At 52.1% G+C, this 24,931-nt stretch carries 22 protein-coding genes, 3 tRNA genes and 1 rRNA gene; 5 read left to right on the top strand and 21 right to left on the bottom strand.

The window, feature by feature from the left end; translation table 11 throughout:
* Positions 1–110 precede the first annotated feature (110 nt).
* The 3 genes from BT142_RS04405 to BT142_RS18405 all read right to left on the bottom strand — a co-directional run bounded on the left by BT142_RS04405 (position 111) and on the right by BT142_RS18405 (position 2,684).
* Positions 111–938 carry an RnfABCDGE type electron transport complex subunit B gene (locus tag BT142_RS04405; protein ID WP_072416989.1) on the bottom strand — a complete coding sequence of 276 codons (828 nt, stop codon included), beginning with the start codon at positions 936–938 and terminating at the stop codon, positions 111–113.
* 44 nt (positions 939–982) lie between these two features.
* The gene (locus tag BT142_RS04410) at positions 983–2,029 is read right to left on the bottom strand and encodes a TraB/GumN family protein (protein ID WP_072416990.1); all 1,047 of its coding nucleotides are present in this window, start codon (positions 2,027–2,029) and stop codon (positions 983–985) included.
* A gap of 88 nt (positions 2,030–2,117) precedes the next feature.
* Positions 2,118–2,684, bottom strand: coding sequence for a pilin (locus tag BT142_RS18405; protein WP_084659321.1), 567 nt, complete (start codon positions 2,682–2,684; stop codon positions 2,118–2,120).
* Between the two features lie 559 nt (positions 2,685–3,243).
* Here BT142_RS18405 and BT142_RS04420 point away from each other — a divergent pair.
* Positions 3,244–4,731 (top strand): HD-GYP domain-containing protein, encoded by a 1,488-nt coding sequence (locus BT142_RS04420; protein WP_072416991.1) that lies wholly within the window; start codon positions 3,244–3,246, stop codon positions 4,729–4,731.
* Between the two features lie 84 nt (positions 4,732–4,815).
* Positions 4,816–5,448: a response regulator gene (locus BT142_RS04425; protein ID WP_072416992.1), complete on the top strand. Its 633-nt coding sequence runs from the start codon at positions 4,816–4,818 to the stop codon at positions 5,446–5,448.
* A 417-nt stretch (positions 5,449–5,865) separates the two neighbouring features.
* On the opposite strand, the gene BT142_RS04430 is transcribed toward BT142_RS04425, so the two are convergent.
* The 14 genes from BT142_RS04430 to BT142_RS04495 form a co-directional block, all read right to left on the bottom strand.
* Positions 5,866–6,330, bottom strand: coding sequence for a COG2426 family protein (locus BT142_RS04430; protein WP_072416993.1), 465 nt, complete (start codon positions 6,328–6,330; stop codon positions 5,866–5,868).
* Between the two features lie 99 nt (positions 6,331–6,429).
* Entirely contained in the window at positions 6,430–7,221 is a 792-nt protein-coding gene (locus BT142_RS04435) for a TrmH family RNA methyltransferase (protein WP_072416994.1), read from the bottom strand.
* A 5-nt stretch (positions 7,222–7,226) separates the two neighbouring features.
* Positions 7,227–7,694 (bottom strand): DUF3592 domain-containing protein, encoded by a 468-nt coding sequence (locus tag BT142_RS04440; RefSeq protein WP_072416995.1) that lies wholly within the window; start codon positions 7,692–7,694, stop codon positions 7,227–7,229.
* A gap of 89 nt (positions 7,695–7,783) precedes the next feature.
* Complete coding sequence (locus BT142_RS04445; RefSeq protein ID WP_072416996.1) at positions 7,784–7,963, bottom strand: hypothetical protein; 180 nt, start codon at positions 7,961–7,963, stop codon at positions 7,784–7,786.
* A gap of 220 nt (positions 7,964–8,183) precedes the next feature.
* The gene (locus BT142_RS04450) at positions 8,184–9,263 is read right to left on the bottom strand and encodes a carbohydrate ABC transporter permease (RefSeq protein ID WP_072416997.1); all 1,080 of its coding nucleotides are present in this window, start codon (positions 9,261–9,263) and stop codon (positions 8,184–8,186) included.
* A gap of 12 nt (positions 9,264–9,275) precedes the next feature.
* Positions 9,276–10,301 carry a carbohydrate ABC transporter permease gene (locus BT142_RS04455; RefSeq protein ID WP_242871914.1) on the bottom strand — a complete coding sequence of 342 codons (1,026 nt, stop codon included), beginning with the start codon at positions 10,299–10,301 and terminating at the stop codon, positions 9,276–9,278.
* Positions 10,301–12,838 (bottom strand): DUF5696 domain-containing protein, encoded by a 2,538-nt coding sequence (locus BT142_RS04460; protein ID WP_072416998.1) that lies wholly within the window; start codon positions 12,836–12,838, stop codon positions 10,301–10,303. The genes BT142_RS04455 and BT142_RS04460 overlap by 1 nt, the downstream gene beginning before the upstream one ends.
* Positions 12,839–12,856: 18 nt before the next feature.
* A complete protein-coding gene (locus tag BT142_RS04465) occupies positions 12,857–13,495 on the bottom strand; it encodes a Yip1 family protein (RefSeq protein WP_242871915.1) in 639 nt (212 codons plus the stop codon).
* The gene (locus BT142_RS04470) at positions 13,479–15,131 is read right to left on the bottom strand and encodes an NHL repeat-containing protein (RefSeq protein WP_072416999.1); all 1,653 of its coding nucleotides are present in this window, start codon (positions 15,129–15,131) and stop codon (positions 13,479–13,481) included. Before BT142_RS04470 ends, BT142_RS04465 begins: the two co-directional genes overlap by 17 nt.
* Before the next feature lie 66 nt (positions 15,132–15,197).
* Positions 15,198–16,097 (bottom strand): carbohydrate ABC transporter permease, encoded by a 900-nt coding sequence (locus tag BT142_RS04475; RefSeq protein ID WP_072417000.1) that lies wholly within the window; start codon positions 16,095–16,097, stop codon positions 15,198–15,200.
* A 15-nt stretch (positions 16,098–16,112) separates the two neighbouring features.
* Positions 16,113–17,057: a carbohydrate ABC transporter permease gene (locus tag BT142_RS04480; RefSeq protein ID WP_072417001.1), complete on the bottom strand. Its 945-nt coding sequence runs from the start codon at positions 17,055–17,057 to the stop codon at positions 16,113–16,115.
* A gap of 20 nt (positions 17,058–17,077) precedes the next feature.
* Entirely contained in the window at positions 17,078–20,119 is a 3,042-nt protein-coding gene (locus BT142_RS04485) for an extracellular solute-binding protein (RefSeq protein ID WP_072417002.1), read from the bottom strand.
* Between the two features lie 200 nt (positions 20,120–20,319).
* Complete coding sequence (locus BT142_RS04490) at positions 20,320–21,306, bottom strand: ATP-binding cassette domain-containing protein (protein ID WP_242871916.1); 987 nt, start codon at positions 21,304–21,306, stop codon at positions 20,320–20,322.
* Positions 21,299–21,979, bottom strand: coding sequence for an ABC transporter ATP-binding protein (locus BT142_RS04495; RefSeq protein ID WP_072417003.1), 681 nt, complete (start codon positions 21,977–21,979; stop codon positions 21,299–21,301). The genes BT142_RS04490 and BT142_RS04495 overlap by 8 nt, the downstream gene beginning before the upstream one ends.
* 695 nt (positions 21,980–22,674) lie before the next feature.
* On the opposite strand from BT142_RS04495, the gene BT142_RS04505 reads away from it, so the two are divergent.
* From BT142_RS04505 to BT142_RS04515, 3 genes are read left to right on the top strand one after another with little or no spacing between them, the layout of a single operon-like run.
* Entirely contained in the window at positions 22,675–23,028 is a 354-nt protein-coding gene (locus BT142_RS04505; RefSeq protein WP_072417005.1) for an STAS domain-containing protein, read from the top strand.
* Positions 23,015–23,527 (top strand): anti-sigma F factor, encoded by a 513-nt coding sequence (gene spoIIAB, locus BT142_RS04510; RefSeq protein ID WP_072417006.1) that lies wholly within the window; start codon positions 23,015–23,017, stop codon positions 23,525–23,527. Before BT142_RS04505 ends, spoIIAB begins: the two co-directional genes overlap by 14 nt.
* A gap of 44 nt (positions 23,528–23,571) precedes the next feature.
* Entirely contained in the window at positions 23,572–24,237 is a 666-nt protein-coding gene (locus tag BT142_RS04515) for a sigma-70 family RNA polymerase sigma factor (protein ID WP_092983078.1), read from the top strand.
* Between the two features lie 79 nt (positions 24,238–24,316).
* Here the strand turns inward: BT142_RS04515 and BT142_RS04520 are convergent.
* The 4 genes from BT142_RS04520 to rrf form a co-directional block, all read right to left on the bottom strand.
* Positions 24,317–24,393 (bottom strand) — tRNA-Ile (locus BT142_RS04520).
* Positions 24,394–24,456: 63 nt separating this feature from the next.
* A tRNA-Glu gene (locus tag BT142_RS04525) sits at positions 24,457–24,528 on the bottom strand.
* A 20-nt stretch (positions 24,529–24,548) separates the two neighbouring features.
* Positions 24,549–24,621 (bottom strand) — tRNA-Lys (locus BT142_RS04530).
* A 4-nt stretch (positions 24,622–24,625) separates the two neighbouring features.
* Positions 24,626–24,742 (bottom strand): 5S ribosomal RNA (rrf, locus tag BT142_RS04535).
* Positions 24,743–24,931 lie beyond the last annotated feature (189 nt).

Raw genomic sequence — 24,931 nt, forward strand, 5'->3', positions numbered from 1 at the left:
ATAGCCCCTTTCTAAGTTTTTTCCGTTTTCAGCCGACTCACACGACCGAAAAGCAAATTAGTACGGCAGATGACCGTACTAATTAATTATACCCTATTTTATAACTTTTGTCAAGACCCTTTCTCGGGCAGGGCGATAGCCATACCGTCGGGGATACGTCTTACCGCGCCCGTTCGGCACACTTCGGCGCATTTTCCGCAGTTATCGCAGACCTCGTAGTCGATGACCGCGTGATTGTCGATAACGGTTATGGCGCCGCTGGGGCAGTTTTTCTCGCAGAGGCGACAGCCCACACAGCCCTCGGGGCATTTCAGGTGGGTCATCCTCGCCGCTTCGCTTGACGAACAGCAAACGTCCACCGACTGGCTGATACGCCGCACCGAGATGAGGTCGTTGGGGCAGGCTTTCGCGCAGAGTCCGCACCCGATGCACCTCGCCTTGTTCACGACCGCCACCCTGTTGACCACCGAGATGGCGTTTTCGGGACAGACCTTAACGCAGTCGCCGTAGCCGAGACAGCCGCTGGTGCAGAGCTTCGACCCGTTGTAGAAGCGGTTGCAGTCAGCGCAGCTCTGGAGCCCCTCGAACACGTACTTGTGAGGGGTGACGGTGCAGTCGCCGCCGCACCTGACGAACGCCACCTGCGGTTCGCCCGCGGTGACCTCGACGCCCATGATGCTGCCGATGGCCTTAGCGCTCTTTTCGCCGCCGGGTTTGCAACGGTCGCAGGGAGCTCCCCTGTTCACGATGGCGTCGGCGTAGTCGGCACAGCCCGAGAAACCGCACGCTCCGCAGTTGGCCTGCGGCAGTGCCTCGGCGATAAGCTCGACGCGCTCGTCCGTCCTGACCGCGAACACCTTTGAAGCGGCGGTCAGCAGAACGCCCGCGCCTGCGCCCAGCGCCGCGAACAGCGCGACGGGCATGATAACAGAACTCATACTGGTCTCCTTTCGGGTATCTGTAATATTGTATGCAGAAGCCGTCAGCCTATGCGCTCGACGGTGAAGCCGTCCTGTTCGAGCAGGCGGACGATGCCTTTTTCGCCGCCGAAATGCGCCGTTCCCACCGCGACGAGGAGAGTTTTTCCCTCGCCGAGCTGCTGTTCCGCGCGCTCGACCATGATCTTGTTGCGGTCAAAGATCGAGTGCTCGATGTATGCGTCCCAGACTGTCTTTTCCTCGTCCGAGAAGCCCTCACGCGTGACGGTCATGCCGAAAGCGGTCTCGTAATCGCCGCTTTTCCACGCCGCGAGCAACTTGTCATAGTCAACGGAGCGCCCGATGCAGGTGTTCTTGATGAGCAGACCCGCTTCCTCGTCGGTCAGTTTCTCTTTATTATCGTACTTTTCCTGCACGGTCTCAAGAGAAACTATCTCCTTGCCCTCCGCATTCGCAGATATCTGCAAGATCGAGTCGATGCCGAATTTATGGAAAACTTTCTTATCGCCGCTGTCATCGCCGTCGCTGATATAGGTCAGCTCATCGTATGCATACCACGGCATATACTCGTCGAAGGAATCCGCCGACTCGCCGTTCTCGGTGAGCTTTTTTTGCAGAAGTTCGTACTGCTCGGCGGTCAGGTGTTTGTCGATCGAGTCGCCATTGGGCAGAAACTGATCCATGTGCTCATAGGAGTCGGTCATTCTCGACGCGTCAACGTTGTATATCTCGACCGCGAGGGTGTCGCAGGCGGCAAAAGCCTCGCCGAGCGCCGCCGACATCGGGTAATCGCTCACCGACAGGGCGTGCATGGTGCCGACCATATACATCACCTTGCCGTCCGCGGAAGTCGCCTTCCAGACAGCGGGCGAGCTCGAAGCAGCAGCCCCGTTCTCTGCAAAAATGCTTTCTTTCGGCAGTTCCTCGGGGAGGTCGGTCTTGACCTTTGTGTTGTCGGGCAGCACGAATATCGAATCCGTCTCGACGTTCTCATCGATCTCGTTAGTCAGTTTGTTGATCTTATAGGCCGCTAACGCAAGAAGACCTGCGAGAAGCAAGAAGCAGACAACGGCAGCGATCTTTTTTTTCAATATACCACATCCTAAAAAAGTGAGCTCTGCTTGCGCAGAGCCCACTCAAAATTATTTTTGATTAGCTAAGTTAAATGTACCCTTTAGATCAGGAAATAGCCTCAGACTTCTTGCCGTAGTCCGAAACACCGATCTGGGTGATCTTGTTGTGGGTCGAGGAATCCTTCCACTCATCCCACTGGATAGCATCAGGATAACGTCCAACCATCTCGTCGCCGTTGGTCTTAGCCCAGAATACTACGAAGGAAGACTCGGTGTTGATCTTAGCCTTTACAACCTTCCATACGCCGGACTCCTCACCGTTCTCTGCGAGAACCTCAGCGATCTTCTTATCACCCTTCTTAGCGTTTTTGTCGGTAACAACATTCTTAACAACCATAGCGGTCTTGCCGGTAACAGCACCGGTCCAAGTGTCGGTAGATGCAGCTGCCTCATCCGTGATTACGTCGTCCTTAGCATAGCCCTGAGTCTCAGCGTCAGCGAGCAGCTCAGCAACAGCGTTGTAAGCGGTCTTAGCGTTCGAGTTAGCGGTCTTAAGTCTGGACTTCTTAACGTAGTTCAGCATCGAAGGAACGAGGATAGCAGCGAGAACGCCGATGATAGCGATAACAACTACCAGCTCAACCAGGGTAAAACCTTTCTGTGTCTTTTTCATAGGAAAATCCCTCCATAAAATATTAATAAATTTTCGCGGCTTCTATAGGTCCGCATTCTACTCGTCTTGAAGATGTTCGCCGCATCTCCTTGACTGTAATTAAATTATACATCGTTTGTTCCGAATTGTCAAGGGGTTTTAAGCAATTTTTTTAACTTTGTATGTTTTCACAAAACAAGCATATATCTTTAGACATTTTGTACAATAGTTTGACTAACTCCCAAACCCCTTGAAATTTCAAACGTTTTCGTTACTTTTCATCGCCGTGATAGTCATTTAAAGGGGCGCAGCATAATTTCTGTGGATAATTTTTGGTAATTTTGACGTTTTGTACAATCAGTTTATCAATTTCATTTCTGCTAAAAACCTGCGGTATATGGTCATACTCTCACCCAAACCTCATCCCCCTCCCTTTTTCGGCAAGGTGCAGACTATATAAAAGAAGAAGCACACACTCTCCTGCGCGGAAAATGTGAGGTTTTTTCAAAAAACACTGGACAAACGGTGAAAAATATGGTATTATATAACTATATATTTTAGATGTACGGAGGTGATCGTCTTGATAATCGACGCCGAAAATGCCATAATATGGATCAGTGGTCTGATAAATATGCTTATTCCTGCCCTGATATTCCTTTTTCTGACGGATATTGTGTTCCTTTCCAAATACAACGCCAGCAAGGACAAGCGCTCGAAATGGGAACGCCGCAAGAAACTGCTGAAACTCATACCCGTTTCACCTATCGGGCTGTTCCTTATTCTCGTGCTGATGCTGGTCATCTTCCAGACGATCATCGGTTCGGTGATGTCTCACCTCAATATAATAGAATACCAGTCGGAATTCACTATCATACCGCTGCTGACCGAAAAAGGCATCGTCATCGACGCCGACACCTCAAACGGCGGAGCCGCTGCCGACGCGCTGCTCATACTGCTCGTTATCTCCTTCATCCTCGCGGTGCCGATAACCATGCTCGTCATTCGGCGCTACTGCAAGATCATCGGCTGTTCGCGTAATCTGGGCGTTTTCATCTACATGGCGGTACTTTTCATGTACGTCACCAGCACCCTCATCACGCTCCCGATAAACGACGTGAACCCCACCGTCTCAAACCTCATCTCTATGGGCAGCTTCATCATCATGCTCATCATCTTCTACCTTCCCTCGAAGGACAGGATAGAACTGATGCGCCAGAAGGAGAACTCGGGTCTGCTTGTTCAGATCAACACCCTGCCAATCATCAACTTCATCATACTGCTGATACTGCTGGCTTTCGAGTTTATGCTGGACAAGAACGGCTACCTCGATATGGCGTACTACATCATCATCCTCGCATTCGCGCTGCTGCTCTACGCCGCTTCACAGCTCTCCTATAACATTCTGCTCAGACACATCGAAGAGAGCAACGAGATACTCGCCCTCTCCGAAGAGACCATAAAATCTCAGGAACAGGTCACCCTTGCATTCGCGGAAATCACCGAAGCAAAGTCGGGTCAGACAGGCAAGCACGTTAAGAGAGTGTCCGAGTACAGCCGCGTTATCGCCGAGGGTATGGACCTGCCGCCGAGCATGGTCAACAATATCCGCATAGCTTCGATGATGCACGACATCGGAAAACTGCTCATCCCCCCCGAAGTCCTCGAAAAGCCCGGACGCCTTACCGATGAGGAATTCACTATCATGAAGGAACACGTTGTCATCGGCGAGAACCTGCTCTGCAACGCCCCCGGTGAGATAATGCACATGGCCTGCGTTATCGCTCACCAGCACCACGAATGGTGGGACGGCAGCGGTTACCTCGGCATCAAGGGCGAGGATATCGAAGTCCCTGCACGTATCTGTGCCGTGGCTGACGTTTACGACGCGCTCACCAGCGTCCGCTCCTACAAAAAGGCATGGACCGCTGAGGAAGCCTTCGAGATAATCACCAAGGAGGCAGGCACGCACTTTGAACCGCAGGTAGTATGGGCTTTCGCTAAACACTTTGACGAGATCAAAAAGGTTCAGGAACTCTACAAGGACGAAAACGCAAACTATCAGCACTGACAAACACACTCGGGATAACCTTTCAGCCGAGAGGTTATCCCTTTGTATTATCCTGAAATTCACCCCACTACGGAGGACTGTCCAATGAAGATAATCATCATAGATGACGACGCGCTTATCTCAGCGTCGCTCAAAATAATCCTTGAAAACGCAAGCTCGGCTCAGGTCGCCGCTATGGGCTGCTCGGGCGAAGAGGCTATCAGTCTCTACGACCAGCATCTGCCCGACGTGATGCTCATGGACATCCGCATGAACGGTATGACAGGTCTCGAAGCAGGCGAGAAGATACTCGCAAAACACCCCGACGCCCGACTGCTCTTCCTCACGACTTTCAACGACGATGAGTATATCGTCAAGGCTCTCGCTATGGGCGCAAAAGGCTATATCATCAAACAGGACTTCGAGAGCATCGCCCCAGCCCTCGAAGCTGTCATGAAGGGTCAGAGCGTCTTCGGCTCTCAGGTCATGGACAGGATTCCCGAACTTATGAACGGCAGCGCAAAAAAGAAATTCGATTACTCCGAGTATGACATAAATGAGACCGAACAGGACATCATAGCGAAGGTCGCCGAAGGCCTCAGCAACAAGGAAATAGCTCAGCTCCTCTACCTCAGCGAAGGCACCGTCCGAAACTACATGAGCGACATCTTCCTCAAACTCGACGTCCGCGACCGCACCCAGCTCGCTATCTTCTACTTCAACAACGTCAAATGCTGAGGTGAGTGCGGATTTTTGCTGGGGGAAACCTTTCTGATGAAAGGTTCTCCCCCAGACCCCCTTCCAAAGACTTTTAATATGTTGGACGGTGGATTTGATTTGGGAGATGGGCTCTCGACATTTTTAGAGTGCGATTCTGAATAATTTTTTTTGGTGGGATTTTCCCACCGTTTTTTTATGCCTTCACTCGTATGTCAAACTATCGAACACGCAGAATGAAGCGTAGACAACTATCATCCGTCTTTTTGGCAAGGGGCAATCCATCTAAGAGAAAAAGAAAAAACTCCCCGACCTATACAAAGTCAGGGAGAACCACACCCCTTGCCAAAAAGCATTAAAAATTTTAGGGAGGGGGTTTGGGGGAGAACCCTTTTTTAAAAGGGTTTCCCCCAAGAAAAACCACCCGTCAAAGCACGCTCAAGTGAAGGCTGAGAAGCCGAGGAGAGTCAGGATGGTGATTATTATTGCTGCGAGGATAACGCCGCACATTACGGCGAGGACGCTTTTTTTGAAGTCGAGGTCGAGCATACTTGCTGCGAGGGTTCCTGTCCAGGCGCCTGTACCCGGGAGGGGGATACCTACGAAGAGCAGGAGAGCGACGAACATACCCTTGCCTGCCTTAGACTTTAGTTTATCGCCGCCCTTGTGTCCTTTTTCGAGACACCAGGAGAAGAACTTACCGATAACGGGCTTATCCTTGCCCCATTCGAGGACTCTTCTTGCGAAGAAGAAGATTATCGGCACGGGGATCATATTTCCTATCATGGAGATAGCCACTGCGGTCTGCCACTTAACGCCCATACCTGTTCCGATGGGGATCGCGCCCCTCAGCTCAATGAGCGGCACCATCGAGATCAGCAGGGTTATGAGATATTTTAACATATTACTTTCCTTTCGGTCACGGCCACGTATACCATATTATCTTAGCATGATAGTTTTAACGCATAATGAACTTTTCACGAACAAATCATTATATTGCTGTTATTTTCCACCCAGCACCCAGAATGCGACCGCGCTTGCCGCCGCCACGTTGAGCGAATCCACGCCGTTATCCATCGGTATCCTGACTGTGAAGTCGCAGTTTGCGATAGTCTCGGGGGAAAGTCCGTCGTTCTCATTTCCGAGCAGGACTGCGAGCTTTCTGCCGCGCGGCTGATAATCCCTCAGGCTGATGCTCTTGTCGGTTAGCGCCATCGCCGCCGTCTCGAAGCCCAGACGCTTTATCTCCGAAATATCGTCATAAAACGTCCACGGGCACTGAAAGACCGTACCCATCGCGACCCTTGCGGCTCTTCTGCTGAGGGGGTCGGCGCAGCCTTTCGACAGCAGCACCGCCTGCATCCCGAGAGCCGCCGCCGAGCGGAACACCGCCCCGACGTTCGTCGGGTTGACCACCCGTTCGAGGACGGCTATCCTGTCGGCGTTTCGGCAGACTTCCCCGACGGTCGGCAAAGCCCTGCGGCGCATCGCGCACAGCACTCCCCTCACCAGCTTGAAGCCCGCGATCTCGGACAGCAGACCATCGTCGCCCACGTATACGTCAAGTTCATCAGAACCGCTGAAAAGCTCCGCCGACTGTTCAGCCTCGTCCGTCCCGACGAGCGCCCTCACAGGCTCATAACCTGCCGACATCGCACGGGCGATGACCTTCGGGCTCTCGGCGATGAACAGCCCTTCCTGCGGCTCAAAATAGTGCCTCAGCGCATTTTCCCCGAGCCTGAAAACTTCAAGCTCGGGCAGGTCGATCGAATCTATTTTAATGATATTCGGCATAACTGTTACCTATTCCTCATCCGCGACAGCAGCGAAGCCGACGTCACCACCAGAAGCATTCCGCCAATGATGACATTGTGCAAAGCGCTGTCATACCTTCTCGTCGGCGCCGAACCTACATAGACCTTCGTGGGGTCGTCAGGGTCGTAGGTCACATACGTCACCGAACCCACGGGGAACTCTGTCTTGCTGTTCTCCACGTACTGGTACTTCTTGCCGTCCACAATGTATTCGAGCTTTGAGTTGTACCACGTCGTGCGGTAGCTCGAATATCTCTGCCGCGTCGTCACTACATACGAGTCGCTGTCAATGCACACCGCGTCCGTCTGGACCGTGCAGTCCTTCATCAGTGTGTCGTAATCCCTCTTCTCCCTGAAATACCGAATCGCCCCGCTCACGCATAAAACAAGCGAAATGATCCCGATAAAGATCGTCGTAGGCAAACTCGCCTGCCTTCTCCTTCTGTAATACATATCTTCATCTCCTCTTTTTGTGTGCGGGTCTTTTCTGGGGGAAACCTTTCTGTCGAAAGGTTCTCCCCCAGACCCCTTTCCAAAGACTTTTAATACTTTTTGGCTTTTGGGTGCTTCTTCCGCAGGTAGTATTGGTCGGGAAGACTGTAGTTCTTCTGTGATATAGCCTGCGCCTCGCCAAAAAGACGTACATAAGAGCGTAACGCTTCATTTGCGGCATATATCAGATGGTCACTCTTGAAGCGGTGATAGTCTATCTTCTCCACCATAACTATCTGCCGACATATTAAAAGTTTTAGGAAAGGGGTTTGGGGGAGAACCCTTTTTTAAAAGGGTTTCCCCCAAGAAAAAAAAACCGTCCCGTGTTTCTCTGACATAATATGATTATACCACTGCGGAGGGGTGTTGTCAAATAAAGAGTTCCATGAGACGGGTTATTGGTACCCTATAAAAACAGCCGCTCCGAAGAGCGGCTGTTGTGTGTTGATATTACATACCTGTAAGACCCGAGCGTTCAACACCTTCTACGAAGTATTTCTGGAGGAAGGTGTACATTACAAGTATCGGCAGGATAGCGAGCAGGCAGCCCGATTCCAGCCACACGATGATCTGTCTGATGCTGACCGTCTGACCGTCGAACAGCTGCTGCTGGAGGGTCGCGTCGAGGTTTTTGAGCATCAGTGCCATCGTTCTGTTCTCGGTAAAGAACGAAGATGATACATAGAAGTCATTCCAGTACCACACGATGGAGAACAGGAAAACTGTAAGGAACGAAGTCTTGGCGTTAGGCACCATGATCTTGACGTAAGTCTCGAAAGGTCCGCAGCCGTCGAGGTAAGCGGCGTCTTCAAGTTCCTTCGGCAGTCCGCGGAAGAACTGACGGAAGATGTAGATAAACAGACCCGCCTTGATGCCGTTTGCGAAGATCGCGGGCAGATACATCGTAAGTCCGCTGTTGATGATCGAGAGCTGTTCACCGTTGGAGTACAGCGGGATGATACCGAACAGCTTGAAGTAAGCGTACTGCAAGTACAGCGGGATAGTTGTGATCTGCGGCGGAACGATTATCATGAGAAGCACGAGAGCGAAGAACGCGTTCTTGCCCTTGAACTTGAATCTTGCGAAGCCGTAGCCCGTGATGGAGCAGGTAATTACCTGAAGCACCGAAGCCACAACGTTCAGCACGATGGTGTTAAGTACGGTATTGTCGAGCGGCTTGCCCCAATCCCAGTAGCTTACCTTCATTACCTGAGCCGTCTGAGTGATGTTGTCCATGGTCAGGCTTTTCGGGAGCCACACGATCGAGGGGTCGGTCATCTGGTCGTTAGGTCTGAATGCCGTAGAGAGCATGAACAGAAGGGGATACATGATAACAAATCCCAGACCAAACAGTATCAGTCCGCGAAAGATAGGCCATACAGCACCGAGTATCTTCTGATTGCGGTTATAGCGTATCTGATCGGGCGTAAAGTAATTTTCAAGACCTTCCGCCTTCATCTTCGCCATACGTGCCTTTATAGCCGCCTTGCGCTCTTTTTCAAACTGTCTTTCTTCTTTTTTAGTTGCCAATGTTATCCCCCCTTACTCTACTTCGTAGTAAACGAATCTGTTCAGTATCAGCAGTGCGATGCCGAGTATTACTCCGACGATCAGGAAGTACGCCCACGCCAGCGCTGCGGAGTAGCCGTGTTCCCACTGTTTCGACTGATTGAGAACCAGAGTCATTACTTCGTTTCCGGGGTCAACGAATGAATCGACTATCGTGTAAACGAGAGCCGCGATCAGCATCGGGCTGATGTAAGGAACGGTTATCTTCCAGAAGTACTCCCATGCGGTAGCACCCTCCATGGAAGCCGCTTCCTTAGCGGAGTAGGGTATGCCCTGCAAAGCCGAGAGGAACAGCAGTATCTGGATACCGCACTTCCACACGAGGTTCATGATGTCGCTCGTCAGAGTGGAGATCACGTCTGTCAGCTTATCGCTGATGTTATAGATACCGAGGAAGTTCAGCAGGTCGTCAACGAGGTTGGTCTCGAACATGGTGCTGAACTGTTCGGAGCCGCCCGAATAGCCGCCCGTGCTCATGTTACCGTTGATGATGTCGATAACGGGGCCCGTAGCGATGATTACAGGCAGGAAGAATATCGCTCTTGCGGCAGTCCTTCCCTTGAACTTCTGATTCAGGATAACTGCGATGAACACCGAGAACACGATGATGAGCGGTGTATTGAGCAGTGTATTCTTTATCATCGCGGTCAGAGCGGGTACATAGTACTGATCCTTTCTGAACGCGTTATAGTAGTTCTTGAAGCCAGGGTTGGTCATTTCCATACCGCCCTGCACGATCTTCGTCTGATGGAACGAATAGATCAGCGACTGTATGAGCGGTGCCACGAAGAAGTAGATGCTTCCCACGAACCAGAGCGCGATGAAACAGTAGCCGTACATCGCCTTTCTCTTCTCATAGGACATCTTGATACCCTTATACTTTTCGGGAGCAGAGGTCTCGGGCATGGGGGGGAGCTCGTTTGCGGTCTCCTCTACAGCAGTGTTATCTGCCTCTTCGATCTCTTCAACATTGGTGTTGTTATTTTCGATCTCGTTCATCAGCCCTTGGCACCTCCTTTTTCTACTGCGCCGCTTGCCACAAGGTCGTAGGTCTTGCCCTTAGCCTTGACGGTGTAGTTCGCAGTGTCTACCTCAATGACCTCATCAGCCGCACCCGTCTTGGAGTAGGTGGTCCTGATGACGTCGCCGTCGATCTCGTAATCCGAGATGACGTAATCGCTCACGGGAGCGAGTATCTCCTTGAGCAGCGAAGCCTGAGCGCCTGCCAGACCCGTCCAGCCCGAGTAGTGCGAATAGTAGTAGTCATCGTCTCTCGTATCGAGCAGTTCATCCGCATCCTCATAGATCATATCGTAGTTCACGTCCGAACCTGCCGCGATAGCTCTGAGGAAAGTCTTGTCGATAGTGGAGCTTCCGTTGACAGCCTCTGTAGCTATCGGAACGTAGCCGTGTACCACCATCTGATAGAACGGTATATCAACATCGGTGATGTTGAACGCGCTGGAGAAAACAGGAACATCGGTAACAGCCTGAACATACGGCAGTATGTAGGAGTTTGCTCCTGCCGCGATGATCTTCTGACCTGCGTCAACAGCGTTGCTGTAGCCGTTCACCACGGTGTTCATGGTATCGTTTCTCGAAGACTTGTTCTTCTTCGAGAAGTCGCTGACCAGCTTTACCGAAAGGTCGCCGTAGCCCATCTGGCTCACGTTCGAGGACTTGAAGCTCGAAAGAGATTCCTTGAATATCTTCACGTAGGTATTCGGAGCGATGAGTGCGGGGGATACGCCCGAAACAGCCACGCCGAATGCAGGGCTGTATTCCGACTGTCTCGAATAGGCGCTGGAAACTCTGATAGCGGTATTCGAGAGCTGACCGTAGCCCATGATGCCCTTCTTCATCGTGAAGTTGTTCACGGTGCCGTAAACGGTCACCTTATCGTTGTTAAGGTTTGTCAGTTCGCTGGTCTTGCCGAGCTTGCCGAGAGCCTTCGCCTTAGTGGAGACGAGCTCCTTGACATCGTTCTTTGTCCAGTCGTTGTAGTTGAGCACGATGTTGTCGGCACCTGCGTTCTGAAGGTCGCCCGTGATAGTTCTCGCCTGAGAGAATGTGGTGAGCTTCTTCTTCACGATAACGGGGATACCGATTATCGACTCTTTCTTGAGCACCGCGCCGTAGGTATCGACGTAAAGGTTCGAGGTGTTAGCCTCGGTCTTCTGGGTCAGACCCTTGTCGGAGATGAGGTAGTTTCTGTAAACCTCTGCGCATTCCGCGGGGGAAACGCCGTCATCCGACTCAACGGGCATGAATTCCACCGCGAATTCGGGGGTCTTGATGCCGTACTTCTCGAACACGGTTATCTTGTTCGAGTCGGTACCGCTCATGAAGAATTCGTCGGTGCTCCTTGTCTCGAACATGAACCAGCAGTTGTTGTAAGCCTGCTTGTTCTGACCGCTGACCTGAGCGTTGCAGAACACGTTCGCCTCGCCTGCGGTAGCCACCATCACGAGTCCCGAATTGCCCTGAACCGTCGCCATTACAGGCAGGTAAGCCTGCTCGGTAACTCTCGGAGCGTTCAGCGGAACTGCGGTGTAGTCTCTTCCGTAGACCTTCTGCGAGTAGCTTGCGTAGTTGGATTTTCCGTTGTTGTACTTTATCATAGCGCCGCTTCCGTCGGGGATTATCATGTATCCTTCGATGGGGGTGCCGTTCTCGTCAACGCTGGAAGCCGCGCCCATGTAGGGTGCGAACAGGAGCTTTGTGAGCACCTTGCCCTGTGCGCTGGTGCTGTCCTTCTCCTTGATCTCGTCGGTCTTTACGGACATTCTGAGACCTCTGTCAGTCAGCTCATAGTGAGCCGTCAGCGTTACGCCCTGAGTGCTGTAGGTATAGGTGCAGGCGAAGCCGTTGGACTCGTTCTTGTACTTGAGTCTTGCCTTCGAGGAGTAAGCGGGAGCGGGGAGCTCTGTTCTTTTCTCCTGTCTGAGGTCGCCGATGTTCACAGCGAGGCTCGACTGGGACTGGTCTATCTGACCGCTCTTCATGGTGCTGCCCTTATCGTCGATGATAGTCGGGTCAGCCTCAGCGTTTATCGGGGACGACCACCAGCACTTGCCCGAGCTCTTTACTTTCAGGCAGAACCTGTTGTTTTCCTTATCGAGGTAAAGCTCGTACTTGTCGTTTTCAGTGACCTTCTCGCACATAGCGAGTGCCTGAGCGTCGGTGATAGGTTCAGCGGCAGGCTTTGCAGCCTCGCCGTCCTCGTCGCCGTCTTCTTCGCCGTCGGCAATTTCAGTTTCATCGGTACTGCTGTCTTCGTTGGTGTTATCCTCATCCGAAGTCTCTTCTGCGGAGTCTGTCTCAGCCTGAGACTCATCCTCAGCCGAGCTGTCCTCATCGGAAGACTCGGTATCTTCGGTATCGCCCGCGGTCTCTTCAGCGGCAGACTCTTCGGCAGCCGAAGAGCTGTCAGCCTCCGACTCAGCCATCGAATCGGCAGCTACCGAGCCGATAGGCATCATCATAGAAAGGATCAGCGCAAATGTCAACACTTTTTTGTAGTTTTTGTTTTGCATAGTATCAGCTCCTTTCTATCAACCGCGTATTCTGTATGCGATCTCGGTATAGATCGTATATACGAATACATAGACCTGCTGGAACAGTGAGAGCAGCAGTATAGCGAGGAAGAGTATCAGCAGCATAGCCACGAGGGTAAGAACGATGGAGATGATCGTTTTGGTCAGGGAGTACTGATGGACCGCCTTCATAGCGGAGATCATGAGCACTACCGACCAGCCTATCCCGAGGTAGTAGAAGAAGTTGAACCAGATCTGTTCCTCAAGGATAAGGAAGTTCGAGAGCAATACTGCGGTACAGGTGCAGAGAATAAAGGGAACGAGTGCGTAAGCCGAGAAGATGCATATTCTTTTCAGCGTGCCCTCGCCGTCGAGCAGGGTGCAGATGCACCAGTTGCCGATGACCCATGTCGCGAAGTAGATTACGGACTGAACGATCAGCGGAACAACGTTGAATACCTTTACGGTATTGGTGTTGAATGCGAAGCCCACCATTCTGTTCTTGGCGACCATGGCCACGAACAGCAGAGCCACGATGATGAACGAAAGACCTATCGAGCCTTTCTTTTTCCAGCGCAGATCCTCAAAGCCTTCGGTCGGATGGAAGCAAACGTGAGAGACCCAGCCAAGCGTGGAAAAATTATACATTGAGTCCATCTAATCCCTCCTCCCACTTCTTAGGCTTCTTGCCGAATATCTTTTTCAGCGTGAGTTTCTTCTTCTTCATTATCTTTCTGATTATCCAGAGGACTGCCAGAACGATAACAACGACCGCGATACCTGTGAAGTGGCTCTGTAACCACTCTTCTCTGTAGTACTCGAAAGCCTTGTCGTAAGACTTCTTGTCGTTCGCGATCTCGAAGCGCTTCATAGCCTTCTTGTATTCGTGATTTTTGAGGTCTGCCTTGCCGAGTCCGATGTGAGCGTAGGTGTAACCGCCGTCGCGCTTCACAACTTCCTGCCAGTAGGGCTTAGCCTCAACGTAGAGACCTGCGTCGAACAGCTCGAAAGCCTTGTGCAGATTCTCGCCGAATACGGTCTTTTCAAATACGGTTATGTCGTTTCTTGTCTTTGAGCCTTCAAGCACGATAACATCGTCGCCGAAGGTATCGACAGCGTTAGGTGTCGAGAATGTACCTCTCTGGTCAGCGGAGGAGTTCTCCGTACCGAAGATGCACATCAGGTTGCAGAGTCTGTCGTACTGGAACACACGGCCCGTCTCAAAGTCGAGCACGTTGATGATGCCCTTGTCATCGACTGCGATGTCGGTGAGCTTTGTGGAGTATGTCTTTTTGGTAGCCATATCCCAAACAGCGTCGGTGTGGTCGCCGAAGGTGTAGTTATCACCGACCACGTTGTCCCAGATGTTGTAGCCTGCGGGGTTGATCTTCTTCACCGCGTCGGTATTTGTGGATACCTCGGTAACGGTGTAGATAAAGCCCTCGCTGTCCATATCGAAGTTTGCGTACTCAACAGGAACGTTACGGCTCATACCCTCGATCTGCTCATTGGAAGCGAGCTTTCTCCAGAGTTTCTGAGCGATCACCTTAGCGGTGACTTCAACGCGGTTCGCGCCGTAGAAGCCTGTGAAGGTACCGTCAGCCTTGAACTGTACCGAACCTGTATTTACCGACTTAACTACCGCATACACGTTTTCCGCGTAGTCAACGGTGACCTTTGTCGGGTTGAAGGTCTTTGAGGTGTAGAGAGCCTCTTCGGGCTTCAGGTATTCCTGTTCGAGTCTGAGCTGAGTATCGCTCACGACCTCTGCCCTAACGACTCTCGCGTTGGAGTAGTCTGCGATGTAGATGGTCTGCTTGCCTGTGGAGGGGCTGTCTGTTACCCAGAGTCCCTGAGGCTCCTTGAAAGCAGTACCGTCGCCGAGCTGTTCAACTCCGCCCGCTTCCGACTGACCGCTCACGAAGTAGTATCTGCCCGTGATCTTGTAATCCGAGTCAAGGCGGAGGATCCTGTTATTTCCTGTGTCAGCTATCCACAGTTCGCTGTCTTTGTAAACGAAGAAGTCTCTTGCTTCACTGAGTGTAGCCGAAGCGTCCTCGCTGTAGAACAGCGGGTCGGCAGGATCGGAGAGTCTTTTCAGACCCATTTCCATACCGCTGACTGTTTTCTTTACCGTATAGCCTGCCTGAGAGGGGATAGCCGCGTCCCAGTTATCGTATGTATACGGCTGATAAGGCTCGTCTGCGAACGCAGTGACGGACATCGTGAATGCCGTGCATACCGCGAGCGACAGACTTACGAGCTTCCTTACGGAATTTTTAAATCCATTCACTGTATTATCACCTGTTTCCTTTTATAAATGTAGTTTTCTTAAATAACGTACTAACTTATTATCCGATCAGTCCTTCATACCGGAGTTCGCCATGGTTTCCATAACGTTGCCCTGTGCTACGAGGAATACGACCAGAGGAGGGATCAGGAGCAATACAGCCGACGCAAATGTTACGCCCTGTCTTGCAAGACCTGCAAGTGAGATCTGCTGAACGATGGTAGGCAGAGTCTTGTACTCTTCCGAGTAGATTACCGCACCGCCGTTGATGTTCCAGGCCTGCTGGAACGCGAAGATGATGATGGTCATGATCGCGGGCTTCTGGTTGGGAACAACTATCTGCCAGCAGATCCTGAACAGTCCCGCGCCATCGACCTTTGCCGCCTCTACCATAGCGTCGTGTATAGTGGACATCGACTGTCTCATCAGGTAAAGGTTCATAGCCGTAGCGATGTAGGGGAGAATGAGTACTGCGTAGGAGTCGATCATGTTCAGCTTCGAGTAAACGAGGAAGGACATGATCCATGTTGCCTGCGACTGGAACAGAAGGGCGATAACGATGATCTTGTTGAGCAGCTTATCGCCTGGGAACTTGCACTTAGAGAGCACGAATGCCGCCATGCAGGTAACGAATACGTTCGTAACGCAGATGATTATCGTGGTGAATACGCTGTTGAATACATATCTCGAAAGAGGTACGATGTATTCCGCCGCAACCTTTACCATGTCCGAGAAGTTCTTGGTTGTCGGACGCAGAACGTACAGCTTAGGCGGGAACACGAACAGCTCCTCAACAGGCTTCAGCGACTGTATTACCGAGTAGTACAGAGGGAAGACCATGAATACGCCGAGAAGCGAAAGGAAAATGAAGATGCAGACATCTCCGCCGACAGAGCCGTTTATCTTCTTACGCTTTTCCTTGACTTTAAGCTGTTCGATAGACTTCTTTTTTCTTCTTTTCTTTGCCATTGATGCCGCACCCCCTTAGTCAACAAATTTTCCGAGCAGTGCGTTTACGCCCTTATTGGCAAGAAGCATTGACAGGAAGAGTACAAAGCATATTGCCGAAGCGTAGCCCATCTCGTATCTCAGATAACCGTAGTCGGTCGCGTGGTTCATGATGGTGTGTGCGGCGTAGTCGGTCGAAGGAAGACCCACGAGCATCTGACCTACGTTACCTACCGTGAAGGAACCTGCGATCTGGTTTACTGCCGCGAACAGAAGCTGCGGACCCATCGAGGGGATGGTTATCATGAAGAGCTCCTGCCATCTGTTCTTGATACCCTCGATAGCGCCTGCCTCATACATCGACTTGTCGATGTTCTGGAAGCCTGCTCTGATAGCAAGGAAGCCTGCACCCATGGACATCCAGAGCTGTACGATGATGCACACGCCGAGGATGTAGGTGGTATCGGTGAGCCACTGTACGGGTTTGTGGATGAATCCGAGGTCAAGCAGGATAGCGTTCAGGTAGCCGTACTGGTCGCCCGAAAGGATCAGCTGCCATGTTACGTATACCGAGGTGGTCATTGAAGGAGCGTAGAAAACGAAGGTGAAGAATGTCTTGAGGAACGGGTTCATCTCGTTTATGAGCCACGCTACCATGAAGCTCAGTATGTAAGCGAAAGGTCCTGTGAACACCGCAAAGATAAGAGTATTTCTTATCGCGATGAGGAAGGTGCTGTCGTTTAAGAACAGCGTGTAGAAGTTTGACAGTCCCACCCACTTTGGCGACTGTATCATGTTGAAGTTTGTAAAGCTCATAGGGAGAGACATTACAACGGGAACGATGGTAAAGATGGTGAACAGTATCATGAACGGAGCGATGAGCCCGTAGCATCCCTTGTTCGCCTTTATCATGTGCCATGTGTAGTTCCAATAACCCGTTTTATTGGCAGGCACATTTTCCATTTCGGTATTTTTAGCCATTTAAGACGCTCTCCCCTTTCTTACTTATTATCGTTGTACAGAGCAAGATCCTCGTTCTTACGTGCGATCTCCTCATTGATATCCTTGTCGAACCAGAACAGGGTATCTCTTGCGTTCTCATACTTGTTTACAGTCTCTCTGAACGCGTTGTTCAGGTTTCTTGTAACGCCGTAGGAAGCAGGGATGATCGGAATCTCTACCTGTGCTTCAAGCTGCTGAGTGAGCTTGTTTACCTCGGTCTGAGTCCAGGACAGGTTGTGCAGAGCCTCGATATTCGCGGTGTTGTAGCGTCCAAGAGTACCGAGCACCGACTCGATGTCCTGACCGTATGCGATCTGGGTGTCGTTGGAAGTGAACCACTTGATGAACTCCCATGCGCCTTCCTTATCGGGGCAGCTGTTGAAGATGATAGCACCCGAACCTGTGGAGCAGGCGGAGATGTTGATCTTTCTTCCGTCGGGGAGAGTCACCTGACCGTTCTCGCTCTCAGTGCCGGGAACGTGCATGAAGTTCCAGCAGCCCCTGATCTCGGGAGCGGTAACAGACAGTGTATTATAGAAGGTATAGTTCTGGATCACCACAGGCATATCGCCCTGTCTGAATCGGGTCAGAGCGTCATATGTCTGGCTGAAGCTGTACTTGGTATAGAACTCTGTCCACTGCTCGAAAGCATTTACAGCCTCGGGTCTGTCGAAGTTGGTCTTGGTCAGGTCATCCGAGTAGTAGTTGATGCCCTGCTGCAAGAGCAGCATCGCGAAGGTGTTGCCTGCCTCGGTAACGGGTGAAACGGTGGTAACGCCCGAAGTACCGCCCATTACGGGAAGGATCAGACCCACTTCCATGTAGCTTCTCTGAAGTACGGGAAGCACGTTCATCAGACCGTCCCATGTGGAGAGGTCGTTCTCGGGGTCAACGCCCAGCTCGTTCAGAACGTCGCTTCTGTAGAACAGCATCGGGAAGTCCTGAGTAACAGGCAGGCCGTAGATGCCGTTGTTGTACATATACAGTGTCTGCGCGTCGGGCGAGAACTGTTTGATCACTTCTTTATAGTCGGGGAACTGTGTCAGGTCTGCCAGCACTCCACGGGAAGCCAGCTGTATCGTGAAGTCACCGCCCACGAACAGTACCAGGTCGGGGCCCTTACCTGCGAAGGTAGCCTCGATGATACCGCCCTGTACGAGCTTCATGTTGACCTTGGTCTTGACGTCGTCCCTTACGTTGAATTCGTTGTTTACGAGGTTTGTAACGACGGTAGCGTTATCACGTCCGAGGGTGATCCAGCAGGTCATTACGTCATCGCCGTCCTCCAGATCCGTCAGAGAATTGTAATCCTCAAAGAAGGAGCCGATGAAAGAGTCAAAGCCGAACTTCATGGACTTGAAGAATCTTGAGTCGGCAGAGGTGAATTCCTGATCTGCCGAGCAGATCTCGATAAGGTCGATCTCCAGCGGCTGTTCACGGTAGGTGTTTACCCACGCGGACAGCGAGGTGATGTTATCCTTGATCTGGCTCATCATTTCAGGTATTCTGTCGGGCTTTTCGGTACACTCGTCGAGTACGAGCGCCATCTTCTCCAGCGTTACCGCCTCGGAACCGCCCTGATTTGAAAGGCTCTCGATCTCTTTCTTAAGATCTCTGAGCGTCTGTGCATAGGTCTTGAAGTCGGGCACTATCGTAGGGATAGTGTGGTCGATCATGTAGTTGTTGTACTCATCGGGATCAGGACCCGTGATCTGTCTTATTCTTCTGTAGTAGTTGTTGATGCTGTAAGTCAGATCGTCGAGCTCGCCCATGATCTGTCCGATCTCACCGGGGACAGCTTCAAGAGTAAGCGAGTGGCTGCCTGCTGTCAGATAGTAGTAAACGGGATCGCTTATCTCGTCATCGGTAACGGTAGGCGTTACCACGTTCCACTCGGTATTGTAGTAGAACTTGATCTGTTCGCTGCGTGCATCGGGCACAACGCCGTCGATGTACAGTCTGCGGTTGGAGTACATACCTCTCATCTGATCCTGCTTAGCTCTGATACCGATCTTGTACCAGCCGTCAGCGTCAACAGTGAAATTCCATGTAGCTGCCTGAGTAGACTTGTTCCAGCTTCCCTTTCCTATGGAGTTGTACCTTGTCTTTGTGGGGCTCTCGCCGTTCACGCAGGAGGTGATATAGGAATGTTTGTCGCTGGTCGGGAACAGTGTTCTCGCGCTCTTTTCATCTGCAAGCTCGCCTTCAAGAGTTATCCTCTTGCCCGAGATGCTGTTTATCTCACTGTCAGTCGGCTGCGAGTAAGCACCGGGAGCCTGATACTGGAACAGTGTGATCTCCTTCACCGCGAACTGTGCCTTTTCGGAGGTGATGGAAACGATGTTCTTTCCCTTCTCGAAGTAGAACAGCAGCGGCTCGGCGGAAAGTCCGTCAATATCCTTCAGGGGGGTCAGCTGCCATTTCGCAACAGACTCCTGACCCGGACGGATGTCGTTTCCTCTCGAATCCATGTCGATGCCCGAGGGATTGCTGGTCTGCTCGTTCACCCATACTTTCGAGAGGGTTATTCTGCCTGCGGTAGGGTACTGCACCTCACCGTTGACTGCAAGAGAAAACTCCACGTCGTTAGTGTTAGATTCCTGCGGAACGTAGTAGTCGAGCATTATGCTGTATACGCCCTCTTGCGGAACGTCTACCCCGAACTCGAAGCCGCCCTCCTGGTTTGCCCAGCTGAGCACCCCGCTCTCGCCGCCCACATCCGTAAAAGCGATCTCAGTCCCGTCGTAGACCTTGAAATCTGCGCTTGACTGTATATCCTTGGATGTGATGACGATCTCACCGTCTGCGCCCTTCTGCTCCGAATACTTCGCGTAGAAATCTCTGTAAGAGTTCTCAACGCGCTTGCCCGAAGCCGCAGAGCCCGTGCCCGACAAAGCCGATGTCAGGAGAGGATCTGCACCCGAATAAACGTCAGCAGCAGTATTATCCGCTGCATCCGCAAATGCGGGCAGAGCCGACGATGTCAGCATTATCGCCGCGACCGCAGATGATATAACACGTCTTAATATTGTGTTATTCACTATGAAATCCACCTTTCCAGTAAATTTGCTGAACTATAAACGGATCTTTTCCTTCTGCGGGACGGATCTTTCCCCCCGAAGTCCATATCCGATTACATTGCTTATATATTATCCCGACGCATCACATCGGTATAACAATCATATTTTCTCCGCTTAAACTAAGTTTAAGCTCCCTACATTATAATAAAGAGCAGAACGGATCAGCCCGATCTCACGATATAGATCCTGCCCGTCTCCTCGTCCATCTCGACCTTTACCTTGTCGCCGCCCTTGAGCTTCATGGCGTCCATGTAGTCCTTCGGCAGCTGCAACCGTCCCGAGCGGTCGAGCACCACGAGTTCCTCGTGGGTGATCTCCTCGTCCTCTTCCGACGCCGCCTGTTCCGCGCCGCCTCCGAAGCTTCCGATCTCTTTCAGCTCCTCGCTGTATGACCGTTTCCGCACGATCTCCGAGCTGGTTCGTCCGTCGCGTATCGCCACGACTCTGTCGATATGTTTAGCGAGCTTCACGTCGTGGGTAACGATGACTATCGTTATCTCCTCCGACTTGTTCAGCTCCTTGAAGATGTCGAGTATCACATTTGAAGTGCGCGTGTCCACCGAGCCTGTCGGCTCGTCCGCCAGCAGCAGCTTCGGTCGGTTGGCAAGGGCGATCGCGATGGCGACTCTCTGCTGTTCGCCGCCCGACATCTGGTCGAGCCGTGAGTTCTTCCGTTTGAGAAGCCCCACCTTGTCCAGCAGTTCGAGAGCCCGTTCTCTCCGCGCCCTTCTTCCGCCCACGCCGCCGTCGAGCAGCATCGGCAGCTCAACATTCTGAACGGCGGTCAGATATGGCACAAGGTTTCTGGCATTGTTCTGCCACACGAACCCTACGGTATTGCGCTTGTATTCAACATAGTCCTTGTCGGTAAATTTCAGCAGGTTCTTCCCGTCCACGAAGAGCTGTCCCGCGCTCGGTCTGTCGAGACCGCCGAGCATATTCAGCAGTGTCGATTTACCGCTGCCCGAGTTGCCGACTATCGCCATCAGCTCGCCCTTTTCGACGTTGAGATCAAGTCCCTGAAGCGCCACGACCTCAACTTCCGAGGTCTTGTATATCTTCACGAGGTTCTCGCAGCGTATCATGCTGCCCTCGCCGTTGTCCTCCACGCTCTCTCCGTAGAGCCTGCTGTACGGTTCGTTACTCAATGATCTCACCGTCCTCAAGCGTGTAGACCCTGTCTGCCACATCCATCATGCTGGGGTCGTGGGTGGTCATGACGATTGTCATTCCCCTCTGCTCCACCAGCTCTTTAAACAGCTTCACAACGTGCAGAGCCGTCGCCGTGTCGAGCTCCGCGGTCGGTTCGTCCGCGAACACCAGCTGCGGCTCGTGAGCTATCGCCCTTGCTATCGCCGTTCTCTGCTGTTCACCGCCCGACATCTCGCTCGGTCGGTGGTGCATTCGCTTGTCGAGCCCCACGTCGGTCATCACCTGCGTGACCCTATCCTTCCGCTTCGCGTAGGGGTACCCCGCGAGCCTCAGCCCGAACTCAACGTTCTCGAACGCCGTCAGCCCGCTCATCAGCGCCACCGACTGAAAGACGAACGCCATGTCGCGCCTTCGCAGGTCGTCCTGCTTCTTGTCGGAGAACCGCGTGATGTCCTTGCCGTTGAACACGACCTTGCCCTTCGTCGGCCTGTCGAGCGCCCCCAGGATATTGATGAGCGTCGTCTTGCCGCTTCCCGAGCGCCCTCTCAGCACCGTCAGCCTGCCCTTCTCGATCTCGATATTGATGTCCTTGAGGGCGTGGACGACGCTTCCGTCGCCTATCTTGAAGTCGCGGCTGACATTCTCCGCCGATAAGATTATCTCGCCCATCACATCACCTCGAGACCCTTTGTACAAATTGCATATACCAAACTCAGTCAACAATATATGGTGTGGAGCCGTAAATTGCCGACGATATCTTGAAACAGATGATTTTTATTAGTAAAATGAACATTGTATCTACACGTTTTTCGTTAAGATTGTCCAAAAAAGACAAATTGACTTATTATAATTATACTAAAATTTCACCTGTTTGTCAAGTGTGTCAAAAAAGAAAAATGCCGCCTTTCAGCCCGTTTTCCGATTCGTTGTAATTAACAATATTGAACCGAAATTTTTGTGTATTTTTCTTTGTGTAAATCAACATATAGAAAAATATTAAAATGTACACGATTACATTTTCTCCGCGATTACGTTGGCTATCAATAAGTATATCAATTTTATATACAAGCATATTATCATCATAATATAATTTTAACAAGAATTTTCCGAAAACGATTTCAAAGTGTACAATATATTGTACACTTAATCATTTGTGTAACATTTTTTACCTCATTTTGCAATAAACCCCAGTCATATATTTTTTATATACCACATTCCATATACTACATATGCACACTTTCCGACACCATCCGCGACATATCTGTGCTATCATCATCTCACAGGATCATTTACTGCTTTACTGCGGGTCTTCCCCCAGGGCAAGACCCGCACACACAAAGCCTCAAAGAGAAGGAGTGACGAAAATGGTGACACTGTCACTGAGAGAGGGGACGCTGACGGCGGTGCTGAGGGGCGACATCGACCACCACAGTGCGTCGCAGATGCGGACTGAGATCGACAGGGCTGTGAGGGGGGCGGCTGTAAGGCTGCTGGTGCTTGATTTTTCGCAAGTGACCTTCATGGACAGCTCGGGGATCGGGCTGGTGATGGGCAGGTACAAGCTCATGAGCGAGCTGGGTGGAGAGGTCGCAGTCGCCGATCCGCCCGCGTACATCGCGAGGGTCATGCGGCTGTCGGGGCTGGACAGGCTCTGCCGAATCGTCAGCATCGCGCAGCCGATCGTTCAGACGGAGGTGATACACAATGCCGAAAAGTAAGCTGGCCTGTCTCAGCGAAACGACCGTCACATTCACGGCGGTCAGCGAGAACGAAGCCTTTGCGCGGGCGTGCGTTTCGTCCTTCATCTCGCGGCTCGACCCCCTCGTGTCGGAGCTGGCGGAGGTAAAGACCGCGGTCTCGGAGGCGGTCACGAACTGCGTCGTCCACGCCTACCGCGGCGTCCCCGACGGCAGGATCACTATGCTCATCCGACTTTTCCCCGACCGCCGCATCTACATCAGGATACGCGATTTCGGGTGCGGTATCGCGGACGTTCCCCGCGCGATGCAGCCGCTTTTCACCACCGCCCCCGAGGAGGAACGGGCAGGGCTGGGCTTTGCGGTGATGGAGAGCTTCACCGATCGGCTCACGGTCAAAAGCACCGTCGGGCGGGGGACGACTCTCGTGATGGTGAAAACGCTTCGTGAAAGAGAAGCCGCCGAACCTTCACCAAAAAGCCGACGCAAGCTCCGCACAGGTGAACCAATGCTCCGTTAGCATCCCACTCCCATTTTCTACATATTCGACAAAGGAGAATGAAAATGGAAGCATTGAAACCAACTGCCCAGCAGCGCGCCGAGGAAAATCTCGGGCTCGTACACCTCTGCGCCAACAAATTCCGCGGCCGCGGCATCGAGTACGACGACCTGTTCAGCGCGGGCTGCATCGGGCTGATGAAGGCGGCGCACGGGTTCGACGACGGGCGAGGGGTGCGGTTTTCGACCTACGCCGTGCCTGTCATCCTCGGGGAGATCAAGCGGCTTTTCCGCGACGGGGGCGCTGTTCATGTCAGCCGAAGTCTGAAGGAGCTGTCGCTGAAAGCTGCTCGTGCGAAGGACGATTTTGCCGCCTCCGAGGGGCGCGAACCGACGGTCAGCGAGCTGAGCGAGATACTCGGCGAGCCGCCCGAACTCGTCACCGAAGCGATCTCCGCGGGGCTTGCCCCCGTCAGTCTTACCATCTGCACCGAGGACGGCGTTGACGAAGCCGACGTGCCTGTCCCCTCCTCCGAGGAGCGGATCCTTTCGATGATGGCGCTGCGAAGTGCCCTCAAAACGCTGTCCGTCAAGGATCGAAAGCTGATCTATCTCCGCTATTTCCGCGACAAGACCCAGTCGGAGACCGCCGCCGCCCTCGGAATGACGCAGGTGCAGGTCTCGCGCCGCGAAAAGAAGCTGCTCGCCGCCATGCGAACTCAGATGGAATAAGAAAAAACAGCCATTTGCCGCGTGCGAATGACTGTTTTTTTGCGCAAAAAAACACGCTCCATCGAAACGGAGCGTGTCGTGGTGGTTCCTCGGGGACTCGAACCCAGGACCATCCGGTTATGAGCCGGGAGCTCTAACCAACTGAGCTAAGGAACCTTACAAAAAAAGATCAAGCAAAACTATATTTGCCTGATCTCGTTTAAGGCAGAAACTGCCAAGTGACCGGTACGAGATTCGAACTCGTGTTGTCGGCGTGAGAGGCCGAAGTCTTAACCGCTTGACCAACCGGCCATCGCTGATATCCAGCTTAGTGCACCATCGGGGACTCGAACCCAGGACCCACTGATTAAGAGTCAGTTGCTCTACCATCTGAGCTAATGGTGCATAGTGTCCGCAACTACTTATCTTCCCAGCCCGTCGCCAGGCAAGTATTTTCAGCGTAGATGAGCTTAACTTCTGTGTTCGGCATGGGAACAGGTGGAACCTCATCGCTATCGTCACGGACTAAGTTCAACGCTTCTCGCGTCAAACCCTTTCGGCTTTTTGCAGCCTCAAAATCGAACAGGAAACTTTGTCTTGCTTCTGAGTTATTCTCTTGATTCTTCGTATCACACTTAAAGGTTAAGCCCTCGACCGATTAGTATTCGCTGGCTGAACACATTACTGTGCTTACACCTTGAACCTATCAACCTGT

The organism is Ruminococcus sp. YE71, assembly GCF_900119155.1.
GTDB lineage: Bacteria > Bacillota > Clostridia > Oscillospirales > Ruminococcaceae > YE71.

Coding starts and splice junctions, on each gene's coding strand:
- BT142_RS04405 (WP_072416989.1), bottom strand. CDS start 938: ATGAGTTCTGTTATCATGCCCGTCGCGCTGTTCGCGGCGCTGGGCGCA.
- BT142_RS18405 (WP_084659321.1), bottom strand. CDS start 2,684: ATGAAAAAGACACAGAAAGGTTTTACCCTGGTTGAGCTGGTAGTTGTT.
- BT142_RS04425 (WP_072416992.1), top strand. CDS start 4,816: ATGAAGATAATCATCATAGATGACGACGCGCTTATCTCAGCGTCGCTC.
- BT142_RS04430 (WP_072416993.1), bottom strand. CDS start 6,330: ATGTTAAAATATCTCATAACCCTGCTGATCTCGATGGTGCCGCTCATT.
- BT142_RS04435 (WP_072416994.1), bottom strand. CDS start 7,221: ATGCCGAATATCATTAAAATAGATTCGATCGACCTGCCCGAGCTTGAA.
- BT142_RS04440 (WP_072416995.1), bottom strand. CDS start 7,694: ATGTATTACAGAAGGAGAAGGCAGGCGAGTTTGCCTACGACGATCTTT.
- BT142_RS04445 (WP_072416996.1), bottom strand. CDS start 7,963: ATGGTGGAGAAGATAGACTATCACCGCTTCAAGAGTGACCATCTGATA.
- BT142_RS04455 (WP_242871914.1), bottom strand. CDS start 10,301: ATGAACGAGATCGAAAATAACAACACCAATGTTGAAGAGATCGAAGAG.
- BT142_RS04460 (WP_072416998.1), bottom strand. CDS start 12,838: ATGCAAAACAAAAACTACAAAAAAGTGTTGACATTTGCGCTGATCCTT.
- BT142_RS04465 (WP_242871915.1), bottom strand. CDS start 13,495: ATGGACTCAATGTATAATTTTTCCACGCTTGGCTGGGTCTCTCACGTT.
- BT142_RS04475 (WP_072417000.1), bottom strand. CDS start 16,097: ATGGCAAAGAAAAGAAGAAAAAAGAAGTCTATCGAACAGCTTAAAGTC.
- BT142_RS04480 (WP_072417001.1), bottom strand. CDS start 17,057: ATGGCTAAAAATACCGAAATGGAAAATGTGCCTGCCAATAAAACGGGT.
- BT142_RS04495 (WP_072417003.1), bottom strand. CDS start 21,979: ATGGGCGAGATAATCTTATCGGCGGAGAATGTCAGCCGCGACTTCAAG.
- BT142_RS04505 (WP_072417005.1), top strand. CDS start 22,675: ATGGTGACACTGTCACTGAGAGAGGGGACGCTGACGGCGGTGCTGAGG.
- spoIIAB (WP_072417006.1), top strand. CDS start 23,015: ATGCCGAAAAGTAAGCTGGCCTGTCTCAGCGAAACGACCGTCACATTC.
- BT142_RS04515 (WP_092983078.1), top strand. CDS start 23,572: ATGGAAGCATTGAAACCAACTGCCCAGCAGCGCGCCGAGGAAAATCTC.